The sequence below is a fragment of the Mycobacterium sp. SM3041 genome (assembly GCF_039668335.1).
Taxonomy (GTDB): domain Bacteria; phylum Actinomycetota; class Actinomycetes; order Mycobacteriales; family Mycobacteriaceae; genus Mycobacterium.
The window spans coordinates 352,204-372,673 of sequence record NZ_JAYXBQ010000076.1; the positions used below are offsets into that span (position 1 = coordinate 352,204).

Sequence of the window (20,470 nt, forward strand, 5' to 3'; positions counted from 1 at the left end):
ACCAACGTCGTCACCATCACCTGGTCCCTGCCCAGCCCGCAGGCGTGGTGGCAGATGACATGGCAGGGTCGCGGCGATCCGACACTGGCACAGTGGTGGGACAGCGTGGCCGGCCTCATTGTCGAACGCAACCGCAGCGTGGCCGCGTCTCCCGAAAACGTGGCCCCCGCAGGTGATGTCGTTGCGCGGCAACCACAACCGGCAGCAGAGGGTGCCACCGTCGGCGTGACGCGCCTGATCGACGTCGACGAATCCGATCGGGTACGAATCCTGGAGAACTTGCGCGCGGCAGCCCACGACAGCGGCGCACTCGCGTATGTGGTGGAACCGACGCTGTCGGGCTCACGCAATGGTGGCGACATCCTGGTCCATCTACGCTTCGCAGACCAGGCTTCCTGGCGGCAAAGCACTTTCGACAACATTCTGGCCGATCCGGCGATCATGCACGTCAACGGCGCGACTTATCGCGGAACCCCGACACGCAGCGGTAGCGGCACCGTGTACCGCGCACTACTGCTGCGTGTCGACCCCGGCGTCGACGCCGACACCATTGCCGACTTCGAACGCGAATTGGCTTCGATGCCAAGATATGTTTCGACCATCGCGGCGTGGCAGCTCAGTCGTGTCGACACCGCTATCGGTACCAGCCCGTGGACGCACGTGTTCGAGCAGGAATTCACCGACGTCGACGGGCTGATGGGGCCGTACCTGATGCACCCTATCCATTGGGCGGTCGTCGACCGCTGGTTCGACCCGGAAACCACCGACGTGATCATCCGAGATCGTCTGTGCCACAGCTTCTGTGAGCTGACCACGCCGGTGCTGCGCTGACGGGGCCGCTAAACCCCGGCGGGCAGGATGTTCGGATTGGCCGATGCCGGCGGTTGCAGCGGCGGCAGAACCGCGCCGCCGTCCAGCGAGTGCACCGGCAATTGTTGGGACCATGGGTAGTGCAAGCTGAACGCCACCAGACCCGTCCGCTCCGCGGCGGGCGCGTGGCACATGGCCAGCACCGTCTCTGCCAGATATTCGACCGGCTCGGTGGGAAACGATTCGGGAATGAGCGCGGCGGCGCCAGGGGTACGCACCGCAGTGGACGGACCCACACAGTTGACGGCGATGTTCGCATCGACCAACTCGGCTGCCACCCCTTGGGTGAACCGGTGCAGAGCCGCCTTGCACGATGCGTAGATGACATCGCCGGCGGTCTTGTTGTAGTCCCGATACGGCCGCGCCGGGGCCACCCCGGTAACCGAGCCGATGTTGACGATCCAGCCCGCACCCTGGCTTCTCATGTGCGGCACAACGGCTTTCGTCAGGGCGAACGGGATGCGCAGGTAGTGGTCGATTGTCCGGTCGAAGGTTGCCATCGGCATGTCCTCGACCACGGCATAGTCGGCGAAACCGGCGTTGTTGACCAAGATGTCGATGCGCCCGGTCCGTTCCAGGACCGCCTCGACAAGGCCGCCACGCGCGTCGGGGTCTTCGAGATCCGCCGGCACGCCGAAGGCCGAACCGCCGGCGTCTTCGACGAGCCGCACGGTTTCCTGGATGCTGCCCGGGATCATCTCACTCACGCCGGCGCGCACCGACGCTGACGGACCATGCCCGCGCGCGGTGACCGCGACCGTGGCCCCTTCGGCCGCCAGCCGCTGTGCGATTGCCCGTCCGATCCCCCGGCTACTGCCCGTCACGAGTGCGGTCTTACCGGCCAAGAGCCTTGTCATTGCAGGATGAAGTCTTCCTCGATGGGTGCCCGGTGCTGACGCCACAAGTCGACCAGTCGATATGGTGTGGCCACCACGACGCGCCCTGAACCGGACCGGTAGTAGGTGTGGGCGTTGGGCGTATGGCACCACACGGTGCCGCGCATCGTCTCGTCGATGCCCTCGACGTACTCGTCGTACGCATTGCGCGTGACCTCCATGGTCGGCACGCCGCGCAGCGCCATCAGCTGCAGACACTCGATGATGTAGTGCGCCAGCACCTCCATCGAGAAGTTGGCGCCCGCGCCGTGGCCTGGGCTGTAATTCGGTGCTGACGTGATGAACAGGTTGGGGAAGCCCGGGACCGTGCCACCTCGGTAGGCACGCGGACTGTCGCCCCACTCAGCGGACAACGCCCGGCCGTCGCGACCGCGGATGTCGATCGTCGACAGGAAGTCCAGGTGGTAGCCGGTGGCGTAGATGATGACGTCGAGGTCGATCTGTCGGCCGTCGTGCGTGACAATCCCATCGGCGTTCACCGCGGCCGGCTCGCTGGCTTCGACGTCGACGTGATCACGGGTCAACGCGGCATAGTAGCCGCCGGGGTCGCGGATGATCCGCTTGCCGTACGGGGCGAAATCGGGCGTGACTTTGCGGGCCAATTCTGTTCCGGCGCCGAACATCTGGTTGATGTAGTCCGTGCACATCTGCAACAGCACGTCGTTGGCGGGCGAGATCGACAAATGGTTCTTGGACCACTCCGGGTCCTGCAGGATGACCGGGTAGTTGTTGTCGGCGGTGGCCCAGTACGACTTGACCCGGTTCCACATGGCGTAGAACGGCAGCACCCGCCCCAGGTAGCGGCGATGTTCCGGGACGTCGTCGGACAACCGCTTGCGGGGAGCGACCCAATGAGGCTGCCGCTGGAACACGGTGAGGTGTTCGACCTGGTCGACGCAGGCATCGACAATCTGCACCGCGGTGCAGCCGGCACCGATGATCGCCACCTTCTTGCCCGTCAGGTCCAGCGCGGGATCCCACTGCGCCGAGTGAATGCTGATGCCGCCGAAGCTCTCCCGGCCCTCGAGATCGGGAAAGCGGGGACGATTCAGGTAGCCGGCCGCGGTTACGACGAAACTGGCATGGTCAACCGTCGTGCTTCCGTCGGCGCCGCGCGAATGAATCTGCCACTGCTGACGACTTTCATCCCACCGCAACGCCTCCACCTCGGTGCCGAACCGGATGTGCTTGCGCAGCTCGTGCTTGTCCGCGAGCGCGACGAGATAAGCCTGGTACTCGGCGCCCTGCGGGTAATAGCTGGACCATTCCGGGTTCACTTCACGCGACAGCGAGTAGTAGGCCGACGGGGTGTCAACGCCGATGCCCGGGTACGTGGTGGTCAGCCACGTACCCCCGACTTCGCTGTTGCGGTCGAAAATCTGAAACTGGACGCCCTCCTCGGCAGCCGCCAGTGCTACCGCGATGCCGGCCAACCCGGCCCCGATGATGGCCATGGAAGTGGTCTGGGGAATCGGCACCGTGCGCGGCAGCGTAGGTTGCGACGGGCGGAAACCACCCTGCTCGATCAGCAGGTCGACGAATTCGTCATCTACCGGACCGCCCACCGCCAGCGGCAGCACCCGGGTGAACAGGTCGCGGTCTGCGCCGGCCGCGTCCTCGGGCCGGAAGTCGACGAGCGCAGTGCTGATCTCGCCGACCAGCGCGTGCATGGTTTCGGGATCGGTGGTCCCCGCCCGCTCAGGCGGGTCCTGCACGTGATCGATCTTGGGGGCGTACCGATCGACGACCGATGCATCGCCGGTCATCTGTGCGAGCACAGCGACGAGGACACCGGGATCTGCCTGCATCAGGTGTGCACGCAGGGCGTCAGGGTCAGCAGCGCTGGCTACAGGTGAGGACGATTCGGTCGCGGCGGTCATGCAATCGAGTATCGAAGGGATCGCCCCTACGCCGCCGCTGCTTTGACCTCTGAGCGGGATACGATCCTGCGAGCAACCCGGTGCGCTACATACGTTTCACCGCATGGATTCTGATGACCTGGACACCGTCATCGCCCGGGCCCGCAGCCACAGCCTCGCCGACATTCCACGCCGGTCGGCGCGCAGACAGCCGAACAAGACAGCGATCGTCGACGGCGAGGTGACACTGAGTTTCGCCGAGTTCGACCACCTGGTCGACCGCGCCGCTGCCGCGTTGTGCGACAACGGCCTTCGGGCCGGAGACCGGCTGGCGTTGTTGTCACGGAACTGCTGGCAGTACGCGGTACTGACATTCGCCTCGGCCCGTGCCGGCGTGGTTCTGGTCCCGATCAATTTCATGCTCACCGCCGAAGAGATCACCTACATCCTGGCGCACAGCAATGCTGCCGGGCTCATCGTCGAAGCGGACCTGGCGCCGGTGGCGGCGGACGCGCTGCGCCGCGGCACCGCAGTGCACGTCACCGCAGCGCTGGCTCCGGCCGGGCAGCAGTGTCCCTCTGGATGGCCAGATTTCGCCGATTGGCTCGCCGCCACGAGCACTGCCCCGGACCATCTTCTCGGCGACGAACAGCTCGTCCGGGTGATGTACACGAGTGGCACCGAGTCGCGGCCGAAGGGGGTGATGCACAGCAGCCGCAGCTTGATGTGGCAGTACATCAGCACCATCGTCGCCGGCTCGATGTCTGGCGACGACGTCGTCATCCATTCCCTGCCGCTGTACCACTGCGCACAGCTCGACAACTTCCTGGCCACCGCAATCTATCTCGGCGCGACAAGCATCATCCTGCCCCGCCCCGAACCCGAACTGGTCCTGCGCACCATCGAGCGCCACCACGCCACCAGTTACTTCGCGCCGCCCACTGTGTGGATCAGCCTGCTGCGCAGCTCCGTCTTCGACCAGGTCGACCTGTCCAGCCTGTGCAAGGGGTACTACGGCGCCTCACCGATGCCCACCGAAATCCTGCACGAGTTGCGTCGCCGGTTGCCGGGTCTGCGCTTGTGGAACTTCTACGGCCAGACCGAGATGGCGCCCCTGGCCTCGGCGCTCGGACCGGAGGAACAGGACGCTCACGCCGGATCGGCAGGCCGACCGGTGGTCAATGTCGAAACCACCATCCTCGACGAGACGAACACTCCCGTACCACCGGGAACCGTCGGCGAGATCGCCCACCGCAGTGCACATTTGATGCTGGGCTACCTCGACGACGCGGACAAGACCGCGGAGGCGTTCGCCGGTGGTTGGTTCCATTCCGGTGATCTCGGCTTCTACGACGAGCACGGCCTCTTGCACGTGGTGGACCGCAAGAAGGACATGATCAAGACCGGCGGGGAGAATGTCGCCAGCCGCGAAGTGGAAGAAATCCTGTACCTGCACAACGGTATCGAGGAAGCCGCCGTCTTCGGGTTGACGCACCCGCTGTGGGTCGAAGCTGTCGTCGCCACCGTGGTCCCCCGCGCCGGGATGACGCTGACCGAAGACGAAGTCCTCACCCACTGCCGTGGTCATCTCGCAGGCTTCAAAACTCCCAAACGGGTTTTCTTCGTCGATTCCCTCCCGAAGAACCCCAGCGGCAAATTGCTCAAACGCCGACTGCGTGAAGAATTCAGCCCCGAATTCGCGCAAAACTGAAGGAACACAACATATGTACAAAGGCCGCATCGCGCGATTCGATGAGCCCGGCAAGCCATTTCAGATCGAGACCGTCACGCTGCCAGAGGTCGGACCGGGTGAAATCCTGGTCCGCGTGACCCGCGCCAACATCTGCGGGTCGGACGTACACGCCTGGCACGGCACGTTCGCAACCCGAGGTCTCGGTGGGCAACTGCCAACGGTGCTCGGGCACGAAATGGTTGGGGCTGTCGAGGCGCTGGGTGACGGTGTTTCGACCGACTCGAACGGCAAGCCGTTGCAGACCGGCACCCGAGTGGTGTTCCCCTACTTCTACAGCTGCCACAGCTGCCGCAATTGCCTTGCCGGGCGACGAAACGGCTGCCTGAAGCTGAAGATGGCCATGCTGGGCCGGGCCGACGAGCCACCATATTTCGTCGGCGGCTACGGCGATTACTACCTGCTGCCGGCCGGCGCCGTCGTCTACACGGTTCCGGACAGCGTCGCTGACGACATCGCGGCAGGCGCCAATTGTGCTCTGTCCCAGGTGATGTACGGGTTCGAACGCGTCGACCTGCAACTCGGTGAACACGTTGTCGTGCAAGGGGCCGGAGCTCTGGGCCTCTATGCGATCGCGGTCGCCAAAGCGCGCGGCGCCGCGAACGTGATCGCGATCGACGGCATCGCCGAACGGCTGGAGTTGGCGGCCGCCTTCGGTGCCGACACCGTGCTGGATCTGAACCAGGTCGCGACGCCCAGGGACCGAGCCAAAGCCGTTCGTGCGCTGACCGACGGACACGGTGCCGACGTCGTCGTCGAAGTCGTCGGGCACCCCTCGGCGATCGAAGAGGGCCTGCAGATGCTGGGACAGTTCGGCCGCTACGTCGAGATCGGCAACATCAACGCCGGCCAGACGTTCGCCTTCGACCCCTCGCGATTCGTCTTCAGCAACAAGACCATGGTCGGCGTTTCGCTGTACGACCCGGCAGTGCTGTCTCGCGCCCTGACCTTCCTGGACCGTCACCAACATGAACTGCCCTTCGACCGGCTCGCCGCAACGACGTACTCGCTCGACGACATCAATGACGCCTTCGCCGCGGCGGACGGCAAGCGCGACATCCGTGCCAGCATCACCCCGTAGTTCGCAAAGGACGAATATGCACACTCACCAACGTTCCGAGCTTTTCATCGACGGCCGCTGGGTGGCCCCGTCGGGCAGCGGTGTCATCGACGTCGTCGACCCGGCCACCGAAGTGGTGATCGGCCATGTCCCGGCCGGCGACGAAGCCGATGTCGACGCGGCGGTCGCCGCAGCACGCCGCGCCTTCGATCCGGCGATCACCGTCCCAGAGCGGCGGCAGCGGCTGCGCCGGGTGATCGATGCGATGGAGAAGCGCCTGCCGGACATCGCCAACCTCATCACCGCCGAGATGGGCGCCCCGGTACGAATCGCGCAGACGGTGCAAACGCAGGTACCGCTCGCCGTCGCCAACGGCTTTGCCGACGTCTTGGACACGTTCGATTTCGAAGAGCGCGTGGGCAATTCGCTGGTGCTGCGCGAGCCCTACGGGGTTGTCGGCGCCATCACCCCGTGGAACTATCCGCTGTACCAGGTGGTCGCCAAGGTGCTTCCGGCCATCGCCGCGGGCTGCACCGTCGTGCTCAAACCGAGCAACGAGGCACCGCTGTCGGTGTTCGCGTTCATCGAAGCCTGCGAGGAAGCGGGACTGCCGCCCGGGGTGGTCAACATCGTTTCCGGCCCTGGACGGGTGATCGGTGAGCGCCTCGCCAGTCACCCAGACGTCGACTTCGTGTCCTTCACCGGGTCCACCGGGGTGGGATCCCGTGTCGGCGAGCTGGCGGGCCAGTCAGTCAAGAAGGTGGCCCTCGAGCTCGGCGGAAAATCGGCAAACGTCATCCTCGATGGCGCCGACCTGGCCACCGCGGTCAAAGTCGGCGTCGGCAACGCGTTCCTCAACGGCGGCCAGACCTGCATGGCGTGGACGAGAATGCTTGTGCCGCAGAGGCGCTACCGTGAGGCACTAGAACTGATCGAATCGGCGGTGGGCCGCTACACCGTCGGCGATCCCTGGGACCCGGCCACCCGGATCGGCCCGTCCGCCTCACAATCCCAGTTCGACACGGTGCGCGGATTCATCGACCGCGCGCAGCGTGATGGCGCGCGTCTGCTCACCGGGGGCTCCGAGCGGATCCGTGACATCGGGTTCTTCCTGGCACCAACGGTATTCGCCGATGTCGACCCGGAATCTGAACTCGGACAGGAAGAAGTGTTCGGACCCGTACTTGCCGTCATCCCCTATACCGACGACGACGATGCCCTGCGCATCGCCAACGGCACACCCTACGGCCTGTCGGGGGCGGTGTGGGCCGCCGACGACGACACCGCGATCGCGTTCGCACGTCAGATTCAGACCGGACAGCTGGACATCAACGGCGGTCCTTACAACCCCACCGCGCCGTTCGGCGGCTACAAGAAATCGGGAATCGGCCGGGAGCTCGGGCGATTCGGCTTCGAGGAGTATCTGCAGACGAAGTCCCTTCAACTCAGGGCACGGCCGTGAAGGCACCCGTCGATGTCAGCACCAGCGGCTCGATCCAGCTCTGGACGATCGATCTCCCAGAGGCAGGCAACGCCATATCTTCCCCGGATGTGATCGCGGCGATCGAGGCCAACATCGATGCAGCCAACCGCGACAACGCAGTTCGGGCGATCATCCTCACGGGTCGCGGGAAGATCTTTTCGGCCGGCGGCAATGTCAAGGAGATGGCCGACCGCCGCGGCATGTTCGGCCTCGCCCCCATCGACCAGCGTCGTGCGTACATCGATGGCATCCAACGCATCCCACGTGCGATGAGCCGGCTCGAAGTCCCCATCATCGCCGCGGTCAACGGCGCCGCGATCGGCGCCGGCTGCGATCTGGCGATGATGTGTGACATCCGCATCGCCTCGGAGCGCGCGTCATTCGCGGAGAGCTTCGTGCAGCTCGGCTTGATTCCCGGCGACGGCGGATCCTGGTTTCTGCCGCGGGCCATCGGATACTCCCGCGCCGCCGAGCTCACCTTCACCGGTGACCGCATCGATGCCGCAACGGCGCTCGACTGGGGTTTGGTGAGCCGCGTTGTGGCCCATGAGGATCTGCTTGCGGAAGCGCACACCCTGGCCGAGCGCATCGCCGCCAATCCCCCGCACGCGCTGCGGATGGCCAAACGACTGCTTCAGGAATCCATCACCGGCACACTGGAATCGACCCTCAGCATGGCCGCAGCCATGCAACCGCTGGCCCACCATGACACAGCGCACCACGAGCGCATCGCGAAGTGGAAGACCTCATGACGCCGACCCTGAGACGTCTGGTGCCGCCGGCGAGCAGCTCGAACCCAGCTGCTGACGCGTTGCGCGGCCAGGTCCGGACGTTCCTCGCCGAACAACTGGCTGTGGGCGCCTTCACGCCGTCGGTCGACGCCTGGTTGTGCGGCTGGGACGAGACCTTCACCCGTTCGCTGGCACGACAAGGCTGGTTGGGTATGACGGTCCCCGAACACTATGGCGGGCACGGCCGTTCGTTTCACGACCGCTTCGTCGTCACCGAGGAACTACTGGCCGCCGGGGCGCCGGTGGCCGCCCATTGGATCGCCGACCGCCAGATCGTGCCGTCGCTTCTCAAGTACGGCACCGAAGAACAGAAGCACGAGTACCTGCCCCGCATCGTCCGCGGTGAGTGCTTCTTCGGCATCGGAATGAGCGAGCCCGACTCAGGATCGGATCTCGCGAGCGTGCGCACGCGAGCAGTCCGTGCCGACGGGGGCTGGGCGATCACCGGGACCAAGGTATGGACCTCGGGGGCGCACCGGGCCCACGCGTTCATCGTCTTGGCCCGCACCGCACCGGCGGACTCGGCACATCGGCACGCGGGGCTCAGCCAGTTCATCGTCGACTTCGCCACCGAGGGCGTAGACGTTCGGCCCATCATCTCCATGAACGGTGGGCACCACTTCAATGAGGTGATTCTCGATGAGGTGTTCGTGCCCGACTCCCGGGTCTTCGGAGAAATCGGGCAGGGTTGGAGCCAGGTGACCTCCGAGTTGAGCTTCGAGAGAAGTGGCCCGGAACGGTTCCTCTCGACGTTTCCACTCCTGGGCTTTGCACTCGAACAGGCTGCTCCACAAGATGTTTCGTGCGACGTCGAGATGGGCCGATTGGTGGCACGTATCGCCGGGCTGCATCACACATCGATGGCTGTGGCAGATGCCCTGCAACGCGGCGAGGCCGCCGATGTCTCCGCAGCCGTGGTCAAGGTCCTCGGCACCACCGTCGAGGGCGATATCGCCGACTACGCCGATCTGCGCACCGGTGATGAGAGCAGGGTCGACTCGTCGTGGGCCGATCTGGTGTTCCACGCGGTCGACCAGCGCCCCGGATTCACCCTGCGCGGCGGAACCAACGAGGTACTGCGCGGCGTCATCGCGCGGGGATTGGGGTTGCGATGAACGCAATCGGATCGATGACAAGCGCGCCGACAGTCGATCGCGATCTGGTCGACATGATGGACGCCGTCTTCGCCGACCACCGGCTGTCCCACGATCCTGGGCCGGCCGAGGCACGAGTCGACTTTGACCGCACATTGTGGCAACGGCTCGATGAGCTCGGGCTGGTGCGGCTGACCGGTTCGGAACAATCCGGCGGTAGCGGCGCGAGCTGGCGCGAATCGGCTGAATTACTCACCGCCGCAGTGCGGCACGGGGTACGGCTGCCGTTGGCCGAGCATGATCTCTTGGCGTGCTGGCTGCTGGAGGCCGTCGGCCACGAAGTCGACGACGCGCTCCGCACGATCCACGTGGTGCCGCAACCCGATGCACCTCGGGCGCCGACGCCCTGGGCCGGCTCCGCCGACCGGATCGTCACCGTGTGGCGGACCGGCGACGGCTATCGTGTCGCCGATGTCGACACCACGGAAATCACGATCGCCCCGGGACGCAACCTGATCGGCGAACCGCGCGACACCGTGAGAGTCGATGCGGCCGGGTGGCCCGGACAGGCGGTAGCGCCCGAGTTGGTCACCGAACTCGAGCGCAAGGCCGCGTTGGTGAGAGCCATTCAGGTTTGTGCCGCACTGGATTGCGCGATCGCGGCCTCGGTTGAGCACGTGATGTCGCGCATCCAGTTCGGCCGTCCCCTCGCCAAGTTCCAGGCGATCCAGAACCTGATCGCAGATGCCGCCGCCGAGGCGGCGGTTGCGCGCTCGGCTACCGAAGCGGCACTGCACACCGCACTCGAAACAGGATGGCTGACAGACCATCTCGACTTCCAGATCGCAGTCGCACGGTCCTGCGCTGGGCATGCGGCGTCGGCCGTGACACGTCATGCCCACCAGGTGCACGGTGCGATCGGGACGACACGCGAACACCGCCTGCACGAATGGACCCGCGCAGCCCTGGCGTGGCGCTCGGAGAACGGTTCTGTGCACTTCTGGGACCGGAAGGTCGCCGCCGCGGCGGCTGAAGCAGGCCGCACCGGCGTGTGGGCGTTGATCACTGGCACCGGGTAGCTTTCGGGATTATTCCGGTGACCGGTCACGGGCGCTGTGACGAGCAACTCCGGCGAGTTGACTGACCGGTATGAGCAACTCGATCAGCTTGCCTGAGGCCCAAGAATTCATCGCCGAGTTCTGGTTTCACTACGACCAGGGAAACTTCGCCGAAGTGGCGGCTCGGATCGGCGACGAGATGGAGTATCTGAGCCGTTCGGATTCCGGAAACTGCCCATTCGAGCATCTGCTGGCGGCCGAATTGCACGGCGGCGCAGAGACTCTCGCCTGGCTCACCGAGCACCGCAACGAGAACCCGTACCCGTGCCGCCACCACGCGACCAACGTCTTCCGGACCGGAACCGAGGGTGAGGTCACGACGGTGCGGTTCTATCTGTACGTCAACCAGATCACCAACAACGTCCCGTTCGGGGTGTCGAGCGGCGTGGTCGACGTCGGCATTCGGCGCGCGGGTGATGCGTTGGTGTTCACCTCGATGACGGTGGTGCTGGACGCCGAGAACTCGATCCCGCTCGCCGAGCACGCCGCGAAGGCCGCGGCCGCCAACGGGCAACCCGCGTGACCGCTGACGCGATCTTCGGTGGTGGCGTGGCCGTCATCACCGGCGCCGGCGCCGGCATCGGCGCCGGCCTGGCGCGTCACGCCAGTCAGCTCGGTATGACGGTGGTGTTGGCCGACATCGACGCCGCCGCCATTGCGGCTCTGCGTGACGAAATCCGCGTGGCCGGAGGAAACGCAGTCGACGCCGTCTGCGACGTTCGTGATGCCGCGGCGGTACAGCGGCTGGCGGACAGGGTATTCGACGAATTCGGTGCCGTGCGACTGCTGGTCAACAACGCGGGAGTCGAACAGTTCGGCTACCTGTGGGATACCCCATTGGCCAACTGGCAGCGGATCGTCGACGTCAACATCAACGGCGTATTCCATGGCATTCGCGCGTTTCTGCCACGAATGATGTCCACCGATGCGCCCGCGTGGGTGTGGAATCTGTCTTCGATCGGCGGGGTCGCCGTGGTTCCCCTGCAGGCGCCCTACATCATGAGCAAGCATGCCGTGCTGGCGCTGACCGAATGCCTGAATCTCGAGGTGCAGTCCGCAGGCCATGCTCGTCACATTCACGTCCAGGCCGTCCTGCCGGGAGCCGTCGTCTCCAACATCTTCGAATCCGCGGGCGGAGTCGACACCGGGAACACCGATGCCGCCGAGGGGCAGCGCGCGGCCATGCTCGATATCAAAGCAGCCGCAATGGACCCCCTCGCCGCCGCACAGGTGGTCTTCGATCAAGCCGCCGAAGGACGCTTCTATCTCATCACCCAACCGGACTATGTCGGTGCGGCGATGTCCGAACGTGCCCGCGTACTGACCAGCCAGCAGGCGCCACAACTGCGCGAGCATCGCCGGTTCGACCCCACCCACAACTGAGATGCCTACACCACAACTCGATCACGATGCCGCCGTCCGGGTCGCATCTTTCGGAGACATCGCACCGATGCGGACCCGCGGCCTGCCGGCCGTCCGCGCCGGTATCGAATCCGCGCCGCTCCCTGACATGCCGACCATGGCCAGCACACAGAACCTCACGGCCCCGGGGCCTGCCGGCCCGCTGGCGGTCCGCCTGTACCGGCCCAGCACGGATGAACGCCTCCCAGTCCTGGTCTACTTCCACGGCGGCGGGCTCGTCATGGGCTCCAACCACTCGTTCGAACCGTTGGCGAGAGAACTGGCCCACGCCACCGGAGTCGCCGTCGCAGCCGTCGAGTACCGCCTGGCACCGGAGTCACCACCACCCGCGCAGTTCGACGACGCCTACGCAGCGACGGAATGGATCGCCGCCAATGCGTCCGAACTCGACATCGACGCCGGACGGCTGGGGGTGGTCGGCGACAGTGCCGGTGGATCACTGGCTGCCGCAGTGGCTTTGGCGGCGCGTGACCACGCCGGGCCGCAGATAACCCTGCAGGTCCTGCTCTACCCCGGCCTGGATCGCGACATGGGCGCACCATCGATCACCGCGATGCCCGACGCACCGATGCTGCGCCACGACGACATCGTCTACATGCACGAACTGGTCGACCGTAGTGGCGATTGGCCGCATTCGCACTATCAGGTGCCGGCCTACGCAACCGATCTGAGCGGCCTGCCCCAGGCGATCGTGGTCACCGGCGAGTGCGACCCCATCCGGGACTGGGGTGAGCGCTACGCCAATCGGTTACGGGAGGCGGGAGTACAGACCACTCTCACGCGTTATCCCGGGATGTACCACGGGTTCTTGATGCGATCAGACGCGACCGCCCGCGGCCGGCTGGCCATGGCCGAAGTCGGTGCGCTGGTGCGCGCAAAGTTCGCCCATCCCGGTGCCACCGGCCGATCCACCAACGGATCCCTCATGCAAAGCGCTTCTGCCCCAACGTCGACAGTCGACACACTCACCACCGAAGGAGAACACCATGCTGACCGATGAGCGGCGACGCGAGCTGTCCGACGTCCTCCGTCCCGCCGCGCCACCGCGCGAGATCACCGATGTCTACACCCCCGACCAGCGGCGGCGACTGCTCGACATTGTGCACGACCAGGGCCCGTGGAAGCTGATCATCGCGCAGCACTTCGCCTCCGCGGACGAGCTGATGGCGACCATGAGCGGTTCGTTCCCAGAGGGGTTCACCCCGTCCCTGGATCTGTTTCTCACTCCGACGTTCCGCGGCTATCTCGCCAATTACGGTGCCGTCCTGTACCCCGAGCTGCACGACTGCTTCTACCACAGCGCCTTCCTCGAGCACGCCAAGAGCTACTGGAACGCGCAGTACGCGAAGCCACAGATAATGCTGTTCAACATCAATGGCCCATGCGCCAACCGCGATCCCGGTCATCTGGACTCCCCGAGCTTCCGTGGTGTGCGCTACGAGAACGCACCCACCTGGCTGTGCAGCGTGATGGGCAAATCAGGGCTGTTCACCGATTACCTGATCAAGATGGCCCAGGTCATCACCTGGTTCTCCCTCGATGAACAATCAGGATTCACGTACTGGCCCGACGGACCGCTCAAGGCGCCCGGACGGGTACTGCCGCCGATCAACAACCGGGGTGTGGTCGTGCAGAACGAGATGATGATGCATCGCGGCGAGGCCAACGGGCCTCTGGCACAGCAGGTTCCCGCCGGCCTGTCCTTCGACACCGTGTTCACCGGCGACCCGGCCGACCGGGATCAATGGTTGCTGAAGAACGGTGACGATGTCATCGGGAGTCACCACACCGACGAGCTGAGGTTCCTGGTGCACTGGTCCGCCGAAGTGTTCTCGGACTACGACGAACTGAAGAAGAACATGGATGGCTCCGACGACATCACGATCGAACGCGCCATCGGCATGATGGTCGATGACCTCAAAGGCAAGGGCATCAAACTCGACGTCCCCAGCGAGCCCCTCCACGACGCCGCGTTCATCGGCGCACTCAACGCGGCCTACGACTTGGGTGCCCCGACGACGTACCCGGAAGACGCGCCTGTCAGCGCGTTCCAACTCGCATAGACCGCGAAAGGCACTGGAAAATGGATCGTTTCACCGACCGTCGCGTCATCGTGACGGGGGCCGGGTCCGGCATCGGCGCGGCCACCACCGCACGGCTGCTCGATGAGGGCGCCACCGTGGTGGCCTACGACATCGCCGCCGACGGACTGGCGACCACTGCCGACGCTGCGGAAAACGCCGGCACCGCCAAGCGCCTGACCACCGCGACACTCGACATCTCGGACGAGAATGCAGTCATCGCCGCCGTCGACGGTGCGGTGGCTGAGTTGGGTGGCCTCGACGTACTCGTCAACGTCGCGGCGATACAGACCTGTTCGCATACCCACGAGACCACGTTGGCGGACTGGAACCGGACGCTCGCAGTCAATCTCACCGGTACCTTCCTCATGACACGTCAGGCACTCCCGGCCCTGCTGGAGTCGGGCCGTGGCGTGGTGGTGAACTTCACCTCCACCGCGGCGACTTTCGCCCACCCCTACATGGCGGCCTACGCCGCCAGCAAGGGCGCGGTCCTGAGCTTCACCCACTCACTGGCACTGGAGTACTCGAAACAGGGCCTGCGTGCGGTGAACGTCCAGCCAGGCGGTGTCTCTACCGCGTTGGCCAACACCACACTCGAGAAGATGCCCGAAGGCTACGACTTGGGATTGTGGGCCAAGCAGACGCCGCTACTGCACGGCCGGGACAACCCGATCCTCGGCGATCCGAGTGCTGTCGCCGCGGTGATCGCCATGGTGGCCTCCGACGACGGCGCATTCATCACCGGCACCGAAATCCGGGTCGACGGCGGCGCGCACGCGTAGTCCCCCGACTTTCCCTCGGGCACGATGCCTCGATGTCAAGAAAGCACGCCGGTTCCGCACGGGAAGCTGCGCAGGACCGGCGTGCCGCGGGGCCCTACCGGACGAGGCACCCATCAGTTTCCCGGTTCGGCGCCCGGCAAGGCCCCGACAACCATCCCCATCCCGGTCCGCAGCACCGATCGCAGGCGGTCGAAGTCACCGTGCTCGACCCACTGCACATAGGCATGCCGGCACGCCTGAATGATCAACTGCGCCGGTAACTCCCGCGTCATCGGATCATCGTCCAGGCCGATCCGGGTGTCGAGAAACTCGGTGATCGGCCCGACAAGTTCTTGACCCCAGTCCAACCAACGCAGCCGATACTGGGGTGCACCGACCACCAGTGCCATGAACGTGCGGTCGAACTCCACCTGTCCACGTTTGGGCACCTCGGTACTGAATGCGTCCACGAGGATGTCCACGACATCACCGTCTGGCGGAGCGGCCGACAATACCTCGACGCTGAGCCTGCCGAACTGACGGAACAGCGGCATGACGACGTCTTCTTTGACCGGAAAATGCCGATGAAAAGTCCGCGGCGCGATACCGACGGCCTGGCAGATGCGCTCGACCGTCGCCGACGTCGATCCCTCCGCGAGGAAGATGTCACGCGCGGCAATGGCGATATCCAGTCGGAGCTCCTCGGCACGGCGCTCCGTCAGCGTCGCCGTCCTACCCTCAGCCCGCATGCATCCTCCTGGTTTCGGCGTTGCGGCTCATAGTATTTCGTCTCCCTTGCAATGCGGCGCCGGCACGGCAATCCGTATCCCGATGACAGGGAATCCGGTAGTGACGTACGTCTCCCGAACACTACCGTTGAACCTGTCAGATTCTGACATGCATGCTGAATCTGACAGCGGGATGCCCGCCGCGTAACAGTGGTCGCTAACCGTCCCGCGCCTATTGATGCTCACGCAGCACAGCCCACCGAGGAGGAAACATGACCCCCGAATCTGTAGAAATCACCACGGAGACCATGGAATTGAATTACGACGACTACACCCACGACTTCATGGGCAAGGTCGGCAACATCCAGGACTTCTCCCGCGACTTCCTGGTCGGCCTGGCACGCGTGTTCGAGGATGTTCTGAACTTCATGCCGTATGCGCACGTGAAGATCTATTCGGAGAAGGTCGGCATCAATGCCGCGATGGATGTGACCGCCCAGGTCTCCCGGGCCGGCATGCGTCAGGTCATGCCCATGGGACGCTTCATCGCTCCGCCCGGTTGGGACTGGAAAGACGCGCAATACCAAGCGATTCCGTTCGACGTACAGACCGAGGATCTCACGAAGCCGGCTCTGATCCGCCTGATCAAGACCTACTGGGACCAGTACCTCAAGGGGCACAACTACCTCATCGACCAATGGACGAAGATCATTCCCGAAGAGGAGGTATGGCTGGGGCTGCCCGACATGTACCAGCTCATCATCGACTACCAGTACCCGAAACTGGCGAAGGTCCTCAAGATCGAGCCGGTGCATGTGGTGGACTTCCTGAAACTGGCGGTGTTGAGCATCGACGGCACCCTGGGCTACGGGGGCGAATACATCGTCTACAACCCGGACCACGTCGTGTTGAACATGCGCCGTTGCGAGGTGCTGCAGAAGTACACCGACGAGGGCCTGTACCCGCCAGCGCGCGCCTGGATGAATTGCACTTTCGAGCAACGCATTTCGGCACCGTTCTTTCCTGGCTGCAAACTGGCCATCAACCTGCCACCCAAGGACTTCAAATTCGCCCAAGGTGAGCCGTTCTGCGTGTGGACCTACACCCGTGGTGAAGAGAACCACGCGGCCGCGGCGGCTGCGCCGGATCCACGGGCCACCGCGATGGAGCGGCTCCCTCTCATGGACGTGACGGTGTCCAGCTAGAAACCGTGGGGCTGCGCCGTGACTGACGGCGCAGCCCATTTCATCAGTCTGAGAAGCTGCCGTCGACGACCGGAAGCGTCCCCGCGCGTACGGCATCATCGATCGCTCCGCTGAGCGCCGAGCACGCCAGGAACAGGCTGCGATCTCCATACGCCGCCAATTGTTGTACGGTGCAGCGCTCTTCACAACGACCGAGAGCGGTACCGGTCCACTGCACGCTGGTCTGACTCCAGCTGCTCTTGCGGACCAGTACGGCAGCTCCGCACCGCAGGCAATCCACCGGCACCATCGACATGTCGTCGAGCCGGTTGTCGTGCGGTGCCGCCATCACCCGATAGGACTGGACGCCGCGGCCCGGGCAGCAAGATTCGCCTCGACCTCTTTCATCCACGCTTCCCGGGGCCGCGTCGTGTCCAGCTCGAATTCGAACCGGTCAACCATGTCCCGCGTGACATCGGCGACGTCGACATAGAACTGCTCGTACCAACGGCGCAACTGGTACACCGGCCCGTCTTCTTCGACGAGAAGCGGATTGTCGATGCGAGTCTTGTTACGCCAGATCTCCACGTCCTGCTCGAAACCCATCTTGACGAAATCACCCAGTGCGATGGCTGTTTCGACGGCGAGCTCGTCGGGCATGGACGGGTTCTTCTCCACGACGATGCCGTATTGCAGCGCGAAGGAGTTCTCGTCGATCGGATAGTGGCAGTTGATCAACACAGTGTGCTGATCGAAACCCTCGTAGTGGTAGGTCAGCTCATCGATCATGAATGACGGTCCGTGGTAGGCGGCCAGGGATGTCGTCCCCAGAATCGTCACGCCCTCCTCGGGATCGCCAAGATCAGGCCGTCCCGCGCTTTTCATGTATTGGGTCGCGACGTGACCTTCGAAGATGTTCTTGAAGTGGGTGGGCAGCGAGCCATGGATGTAGAAGAAGTGCGCCATGTCGACCACGTTGTCGATGATCTCGCGGCAGTTGGTGTGCACCACCGTGGTGTACCAGTGCCAGTCGGTCCAACCATCGCTGGTGGCGCCTTCGATGCGAGGGATGGTCACATCCTGTGGTGGCTCATTGTGCTCGGGGTCATTCCACACGAACAGCATGCCGTCTTGCTGCAATGTGGGCCAAGCCGCGGTGCGGGCCAGCCGCGGTGTGCGCTTGGCATACGGAACCAGCTTGCATCGGCCGTCCCCACCCCAGCGCCAATCGTGGAAGGGGCACGCGATCTCGTTTCCCTTGACCGTGCCCTGGGACAGGTCGCCACCCATGTGCCGGCAGTATCCGTCCAGGACACTGATGGCGCCGTCCTCGCCGCTGAACACCACCAGCTTCTGCCCGAAAGCGTTGATCTGGTGCGGTTTTCCGTCAGCGAAATCACGGATGAGACCCAGGCAGTGCCAGCCTCTGGCAAACCTGGTCGGCACCGAGCCAGCTTCGATCAACCGGATGTCGTCGGTTTCGGATTCGGCTGTCATTGTTCGGTCCGTCCTTCAATCTGAAATCGCCATCCTGACAACATCATTGAACTGTGCGCGCCGCTTGCCGGGAGATCGGCGTTCCCGCTGACAGGAATTTCCCGGCGAGAAATGTGTCTCTGCGGTTTTAATGTCATTGACCGTGACCGCCTCGACGCACACCACGATCCCCGCTGGTCTGACCATCGCTGATACCGAAGTCGACCTTCTCGTCGTCGGGTCCGGCACCGGCCTGGGCGCCGCACTGGCCGCACGTGAACAGGGCTTGTCGGTACTCGTGATCGAAAAGTCCTCCTACGTAGGTGGTTCAACGGCCCGTTCCGGCGGCGCCCTGTGGCTGCCCGCGAGCCCCGTCATCGAAGAGTGCGGCGGCGTCGATACCGCACAGCGGGCGAGCACCTATCTCGATGCGGTCGTTGGTGATTCAGCTCCGCAGGACCGTTCGACCGCTTATCTGCGCAACCTGCCGGCGACGGTCGACATGCTGCGCCGGACCACTCCGATGAAGCTGTTCTGGGCGAAGGACTACTCCGACTACCACCCCGAGGCACCCGGCGGTTCAGCCGCCGGCCGCACCTGCGAATGCCGCCCGTTGAACACCTCGATTCTCGGTGAGTACCTGGCTGACCTGCGTCCCGGAGTAATGGAGGTCAGCATTCCAATGCCGACGACGGGCGCCGACTACCGCTGGTTGAACCTGATGAGCCGGATGCCGCGCAAGGGGTTACCCACGGTCGTCAAGCGCCTCGCGCAGGGACTCGGCGGACTCGCACTGGGTCGCCGCTACGCCGCCGGCGGGCAGGCCTTGGCCGCCGGCCTGTTCGCCGGCGCGATTCGCGCCGGCATTCCCATCTGGCTGGACACCTCGCTGACCGGCCTCGTCACCGATGACGATGGTCGGGTGACCGCCGCGACCGTCATCCATGCGGATTCCGTATTCACGATCACCGCCCGGCACGGCGTGGTGCTCGCCGCGGGCGGATTCGACCACGACATGGACATGCGGTGGAAGTTCCAGTCCGAATCCCTCGGACGCAATCTCAGCTTGGGAGCACGATCCAACACAGGCGACGCCATCCGGATAGGCCAGGAGGTCGGCGCCGGTATCGCCTCAATGGATCAATCGTGGTGGTTCCCCGCAGTGGCACCGCTGCCCGGCGCGGCCCCTGCGGTCATGCTGGCCGAACGCTCGCTGCCCGGATCATTCATCGTCGATCAGACGGGCCGCCGTTTCGCCAATGAATCGGCGGACTACATGAGCTTCGGTCAGCGGATACTGGAACTTGAAGCTGCCGCCACCCCGGTTGAGTCGATGTGGATCGTTTTCGATCAGCAGTACCGCAACAGCTACGTATTCGCGGCGGAGCTGTTTCCCCGGATGCCGATACCCCGGCGCTGGTATGACGCCGGAATCGCTTTTCGGGCAGACAATCTCACCGATCTCGCCACACAGATCAACGTTCCGGCGGGTACCTTCCGTGCGACAGTGGACCGGTTCAACGAGAACGCGTTCGCGGGTGAGGACCCGGATTTCGGGCGCGGCCGGAGCGCCTACGACCGCTACTACGGCGATCCGACGATCACGCCGAACCCCAATCTGCGTCCGCTGCTGAGTGGTCCGTTCTATGCCGTGAAAATGGTGCTCAGCGATCTCGGTACCTGTGGTGGTCTGCTCGCCGACGGTCATGCGCGCGTACTGCGGGAGGACGGCACGGTCATCGACGGTCTGTACGCGATCGGGAACACCGCCGCCAACGCCTTCGGCCGCACGTATCCGGGTGCCGGCGCCACCATCGCACAAGGTCTGGTTTTCGGCCACATTGCCGCTCAGCACGCTGCGCAGAACAGACTGGCCGCACAGGCTCGGTGAGAC

Annotated in this window: 19 protein-coding genes; 14 read left to right on the forward strand and 5 right to left on the reverse strand. The window is 64.7% G+C overall.

Annotated elements, in window-relative coordinates; all coding sequences use genetic code 11:
• Positions 1–225 precede the first annotated feature (225 nt).
• Positions 226–831, forward strand: coding sequence for a Dabb family protein (locus VXD91_RS27285; RefSeq protein ID WP_346416875.1), 606 nt, complete (start codon positions 226–228; stop codon positions 829–831).
• Between the two features lie 8 nt (positions 832–839).
• On the opposite strand, the gene VXD91_RS27290 is transcribed toward VXD91_RS27285, so the two are convergent.
• Both VXD91_RS27290 and VXD91_RS27295 read right to left on the reverse strand, forming a co-directional pair.
• Positions 840–1,727 carry an SDR family NAD(P)-dependent oxidoreductase gene (locus tag VXD91_RS27290; RefSeq protein ID WP_212806435.1) on the reverse strand — a complete coding sequence of 296 codons (888 nt, stop codon included), beginning with the start codon at positions 1,725–1,727 and terminating at the stop codon, positions 840–842.
• Positions 1,724–3,646, reverse strand: a complete 1,923-nt coding sequence (locus VXD91_RS27295; protein ID WP_212806436.1) for an NAD(P)-binding domain-containing protein — start codon at positions 3,644–3,646, stop codon at positions 1,724–1,726. The genes VXD91_RS27290 and VXD91_RS27295 overlap by 4 nt, the downstream gene beginning before the upstream one ends.
• Before the next feature lie 103 nt (positions 3,647–3,749).
• Between VXD91_RS27295 and VXD91_RS27300 the strand changes: the two genes are divergently transcribed.
• The 11 genes from VXD91_RS27300 (at position 3,750) to VXD91_RS27350 (ending at position 15,209) form a co-directional block, all read left to right on the forward strand.
• The gene (locus tag VXD91_RS27300; RefSeq protein ID WP_346416842.1) at positions 3,750–5,336 is read left to right on the forward strand and encodes an acyl-CoA synthetase; all 1,587 of its coding nucleotides are present in this window, start codon (positions 3,750–3,752) and stop codon (positions 5,334–5,336) included.
• Positions 5,337–5,349: 13 nt separating this feature from the next.
• Complete coding sequence (locus tag VXD91_RS27305) at positions 5,350–6,456, forward strand: zinc-binding dehydrogenase (protein ID WP_212806438.1); 1,107 nt, start codon at positions 5,350–5,352, stop codon at positions 6,454–6,456.
• Positions 6,457–6,472: 16 nt separating this feature from the next.
• Positions 6,473–7,897, forward strand: coding sequence for an aldehyde dehydrogenase family protein (locus VXD91_RS27310; RefSeq protein ID WP_212806439.1), 1,425 nt, complete (start codon positions 6,473–6,475; stop codon positions 7,895–7,897).
• Positions 7,894–8,670 carry a crotonase/enoyl-CoA hydratase family protein gene (locus VXD91_RS27315; RefSeq protein ID WP_212806440.1) on the forward strand — a complete coding sequence of 259 codons (777 nt, stop codon included), beginning with the start codon at positions 7,894–7,896 and terminating at the stop codon, positions 8,668–8,670. Before VXD91_RS27310 ends, VXD91_RS27315 begins: the two co-directional genes overlap by 4 nt.
• Positions 8,667–9,824, forward strand: a complete 1,158-nt coding sequence (locus VXD91_RS27320) for an acyl-CoA dehydrogenase family protein (RefSeq protein WP_212806441.1) — start codon at positions 8,667–8,669, stop codon at positions 9,822–9,824. Before VXD91_RS27315 ends, VXD91_RS27320 begins: the two co-directional genes overlap by 4 nt.
• 14 nt (positions 9,825–9,838) lie before the next feature.
• Positions 9,839–10,882 (forward strand): acyl-CoA dehydrogenase family protein, encoded by a 1,044-nt coding sequence (locus VXD91_RS27325; RefSeq protein ID WP_212806442.1) that lies wholly within the window; start codon positions 9,839–9,841, stop codon positions 10,880–10,882.
• A 70-nt stretch (positions 10,883–10,952) separates the two neighbouring features.
• Entirely contained in the window at positions 10,953–11,444 is a 492-nt protein-coding gene (locus VXD91_RS27330) for a polyketide cyclase (RefSeq protein ID WP_212806443.1), read from the forward strand.
• Complete coding sequence (locus VXD91_RS27335; protein WP_212806444.1) at positions 11,441–12,304, forward strand: SDR family NAD(P)-dependent oxidoreductase; 864 nt, start codon at positions 11,441–11,443, stop codon at positions 12,302–12,304. Before VXD91_RS27330 ends, VXD91_RS27335 begins: the two co-directional genes overlap by 4 nt.
• Position 12,305: 1 nt before the next feature.
• Positions 12,306–13,343 (forward strand): alpha/beta hydrolase, encoded by a 1,038-nt coding sequence (locus VXD91_RS27340; RefSeq protein ID WP_212806445.1) that lies wholly within the window; start codon positions 12,306–12,308, stop codon positions 13,341–13,343.
• On the forward strand, positions 13,330–14,406 hold the full coding sequence (locus VXD91_RS27345; RefSeq protein ID WP_212806446.1) for a hypothetical protein: 1,077 nt from the start codon (positions 13,330–13,332) through the stop codon (positions 14,404–14,406). Before VXD91_RS27340 ends, VXD91_RS27345 begins: the two co-directional genes overlap by 14 nt.
• A gap of 20 nt (positions 14,407–14,426) precedes the next feature.
• Complete coding sequence (locus VXD91_RS27350) at positions 14,427–15,209, forward strand: SDR family oxidoreductase (protein WP_212806447.1); 783 nt, start codon at positions 14,427–14,429, stop codon at positions 15,207–15,209.
• A 113-nt stretch (positions 15,210–15,322) separates the two neighbouring features.
• On the opposite strand, the gene VXD91_RS27355 is transcribed toward VXD91_RS27350, so the two are convergent.
• Positions 15,323–15,937, reverse strand: a complete 615-nt coding sequence (locus tag VXD91_RS27355) for a TetR/AcrR family transcriptional regulator (RefSeq protein ID WP_212806448.1) — start codon at positions 15,935–15,937, stop codon at positions 15,323–15,325.
• A gap of 251 nt (positions 15,938–16,188) precedes the next feature.
• Here VXD91_RS27355 and VXD91_RS27360 point away from each other — a divergent pair, with 251 nt between their 5' ends.
• Entirely contained in the window at positions 16,189–17,121 is a 933-nt protein-coding gene (locus VXD91_RS27360; RefSeq protein WP_212806449.1) for a hypothetical protein, read from the forward strand.
• Between the two features lie 43 nt (positions 17,122–17,164).
• Here VXD91_RS27360 and VXD91_RS27365 read toward each other — a convergent pair whose 3' ends face one another.
• Together VXD91_RS27365 and VXD91_RS27370 are read right to left on the reverse strand one after the other, a co-directional pair.
• Positions 17,165–17,449 (reverse strand): hypothetical protein, encoded by a 285-nt coding sequence (locus VXD91_RS27365; RefSeq protein ID WP_053855896.1) that lies wholly within the window; start codon positions 17,447–17,449, stop codon positions 17,165–17,167.
• Positions 17,449–18,597, reverse strand: a complete 1,149-nt coding sequence (locus tag VXD91_RS27370) for a Rieske 2Fe-2S domain-containing protein (protein WP_053855895.1) — start codon at positions 18,595–18,597, stop codon at positions 17,449–17,451. The genes VXD91_RS27365 and VXD91_RS27370 overlap by 1 nt, the downstream gene beginning before the upstream one ends.
• Before the next feature lie 130 nt (positions 18,598–18,727).
• Between VXD91_RS27370 and VXD91_RS27375 the strand changes: the two genes are divergently transcribed.
• The gene (locus tag VXD91_RS27375; protein ID WP_244881338.1) at positions 18,728–20,467 is read left to right on the forward strand and encodes a 3-ketosteroid-delta-1-dehydrogenase; all 1,740 of its coding nucleotides are present in this window, start codon (positions 18,728–18,730) and stop codon (positions 20,465–20,467) included.
• The last annotated feature ends 3 nt before the right edge of the window (positions 20,468–20,470 follow it).

Excerpts from the sequence above, each read along its gene's own strand:
- VXD91_RS27290 (WP_212806435.1), bottom strand. The coding sequence starts at position 1,727 with ATGACAAGGCTCTTGGCCGGTAAGACCGCACTCGTGACGGGCAGTAGC.
- VXD91_RS27295 (WP_212806436.1), bottom strand. The coding sequence starts at position 3,646 with ATGACCGCCGCGACCGAATCGTCCTCACCTGTAGCCAGCGCTGCTGAC.
- VXD91_RS27300 (WP_346416842.1), top strand. The coding sequence starts at position 3,750 with ATGGATTCTGATGACCTGGACACCGTCATCGCCCGGGCCCGCAGCCAC.
- VXD91_RS27305 (WP_212806438.1), top strand. The coding sequence starts at position 5,350 with ATGTACAAAGGCCGCATCGCGCGATTCGATGAGCCCGGCAAGCCATTT.
- VXD91_RS27310 (WP_212806439.1), top strand. The coding sequence starts at position 6,473 with ATGCACACTCACCAACGTTCCGAGCTTTTCATCGACGGCCGCTGGGTG.
- VXD91_RS27320 (WP_212806441.1), top strand. The coding sequence starts at position 8,667 with ATGACGCCGACCCTGAGACGTCTGGTGCCGCCGGCGAGCAGCTCGAAC.
- VXD91_RS27325 (WP_212806442.1), top strand. The coding sequence starts at position 9,839 with ATGACAAGCGCGCCGACAGTCGATCGCGATCTGGTCGACATGATGGAC.
- VXD91_RS27330 (WP_212806443.1), top strand. The coding sequence starts at position 10,953 with ATGAGCAACTCGATCAGCTTGCCTGAGGCCCAAGAATTCATCGCCGAG.
- VXD91_RS27340 (WP_212806445.1), top strand. The coding sequence starts at position 12,306 with ATGCCTACACCACAACTCGATCACGATGCCGCCGTCCGGGTCGCATCT.
- VXD91_RS27345 (WP_212806446.1), top strand. The coding sequence starts at position 13,330 with ATGCTGACCGATGAGCGGCGACGCGAGCTGTCCGACGTCCTCCGTCCC.
- VXD91_RS27350 (WP_212806447.1), top strand. The coding sequence starts at position 14,427 with ATGGATCGTTTCACCGACCGTCGCGTCATCGTGACGGGGGCCGGGTCC.
- VXD91_RS27355 (WP_212806448.1), bottom strand. The coding sequence starts at position 15,937 with ATGCGGGCTGAGGGTAGGACGGCGACGCTGACGGAGCGCCGTGCCGAG.
- VXD91_RS27360 (WP_212806449.1), top strand. The coding sequence starts at position 16,189 with ATGACCCCCGAATCTGTAGAAATCACCACGGAGACCATGGAATTGAAT.
- VXD91_RS27365 (WP_053855896.1), bottom strand. The coding sequence starts at position 17,449 with ATGGCGGCACCGCACGACAACCGGCTCGACGACATGTCGATGGTGCCG.
- VXD91_RS27370 (WP_053855895.1), bottom strand. The coding sequence starts at position 18,597 with ATGACAGCCGAATCCGAAACCGACGACATCCGGTTGATCGAAGCTGGC.
- VXD91_RS27375 (WP_244881338.1), top strand. The coding sequence starts at position 18,728 with ATGTCATTGACCGTGACCGCCTCGACGCACACCACGATCCCCGCTGGT.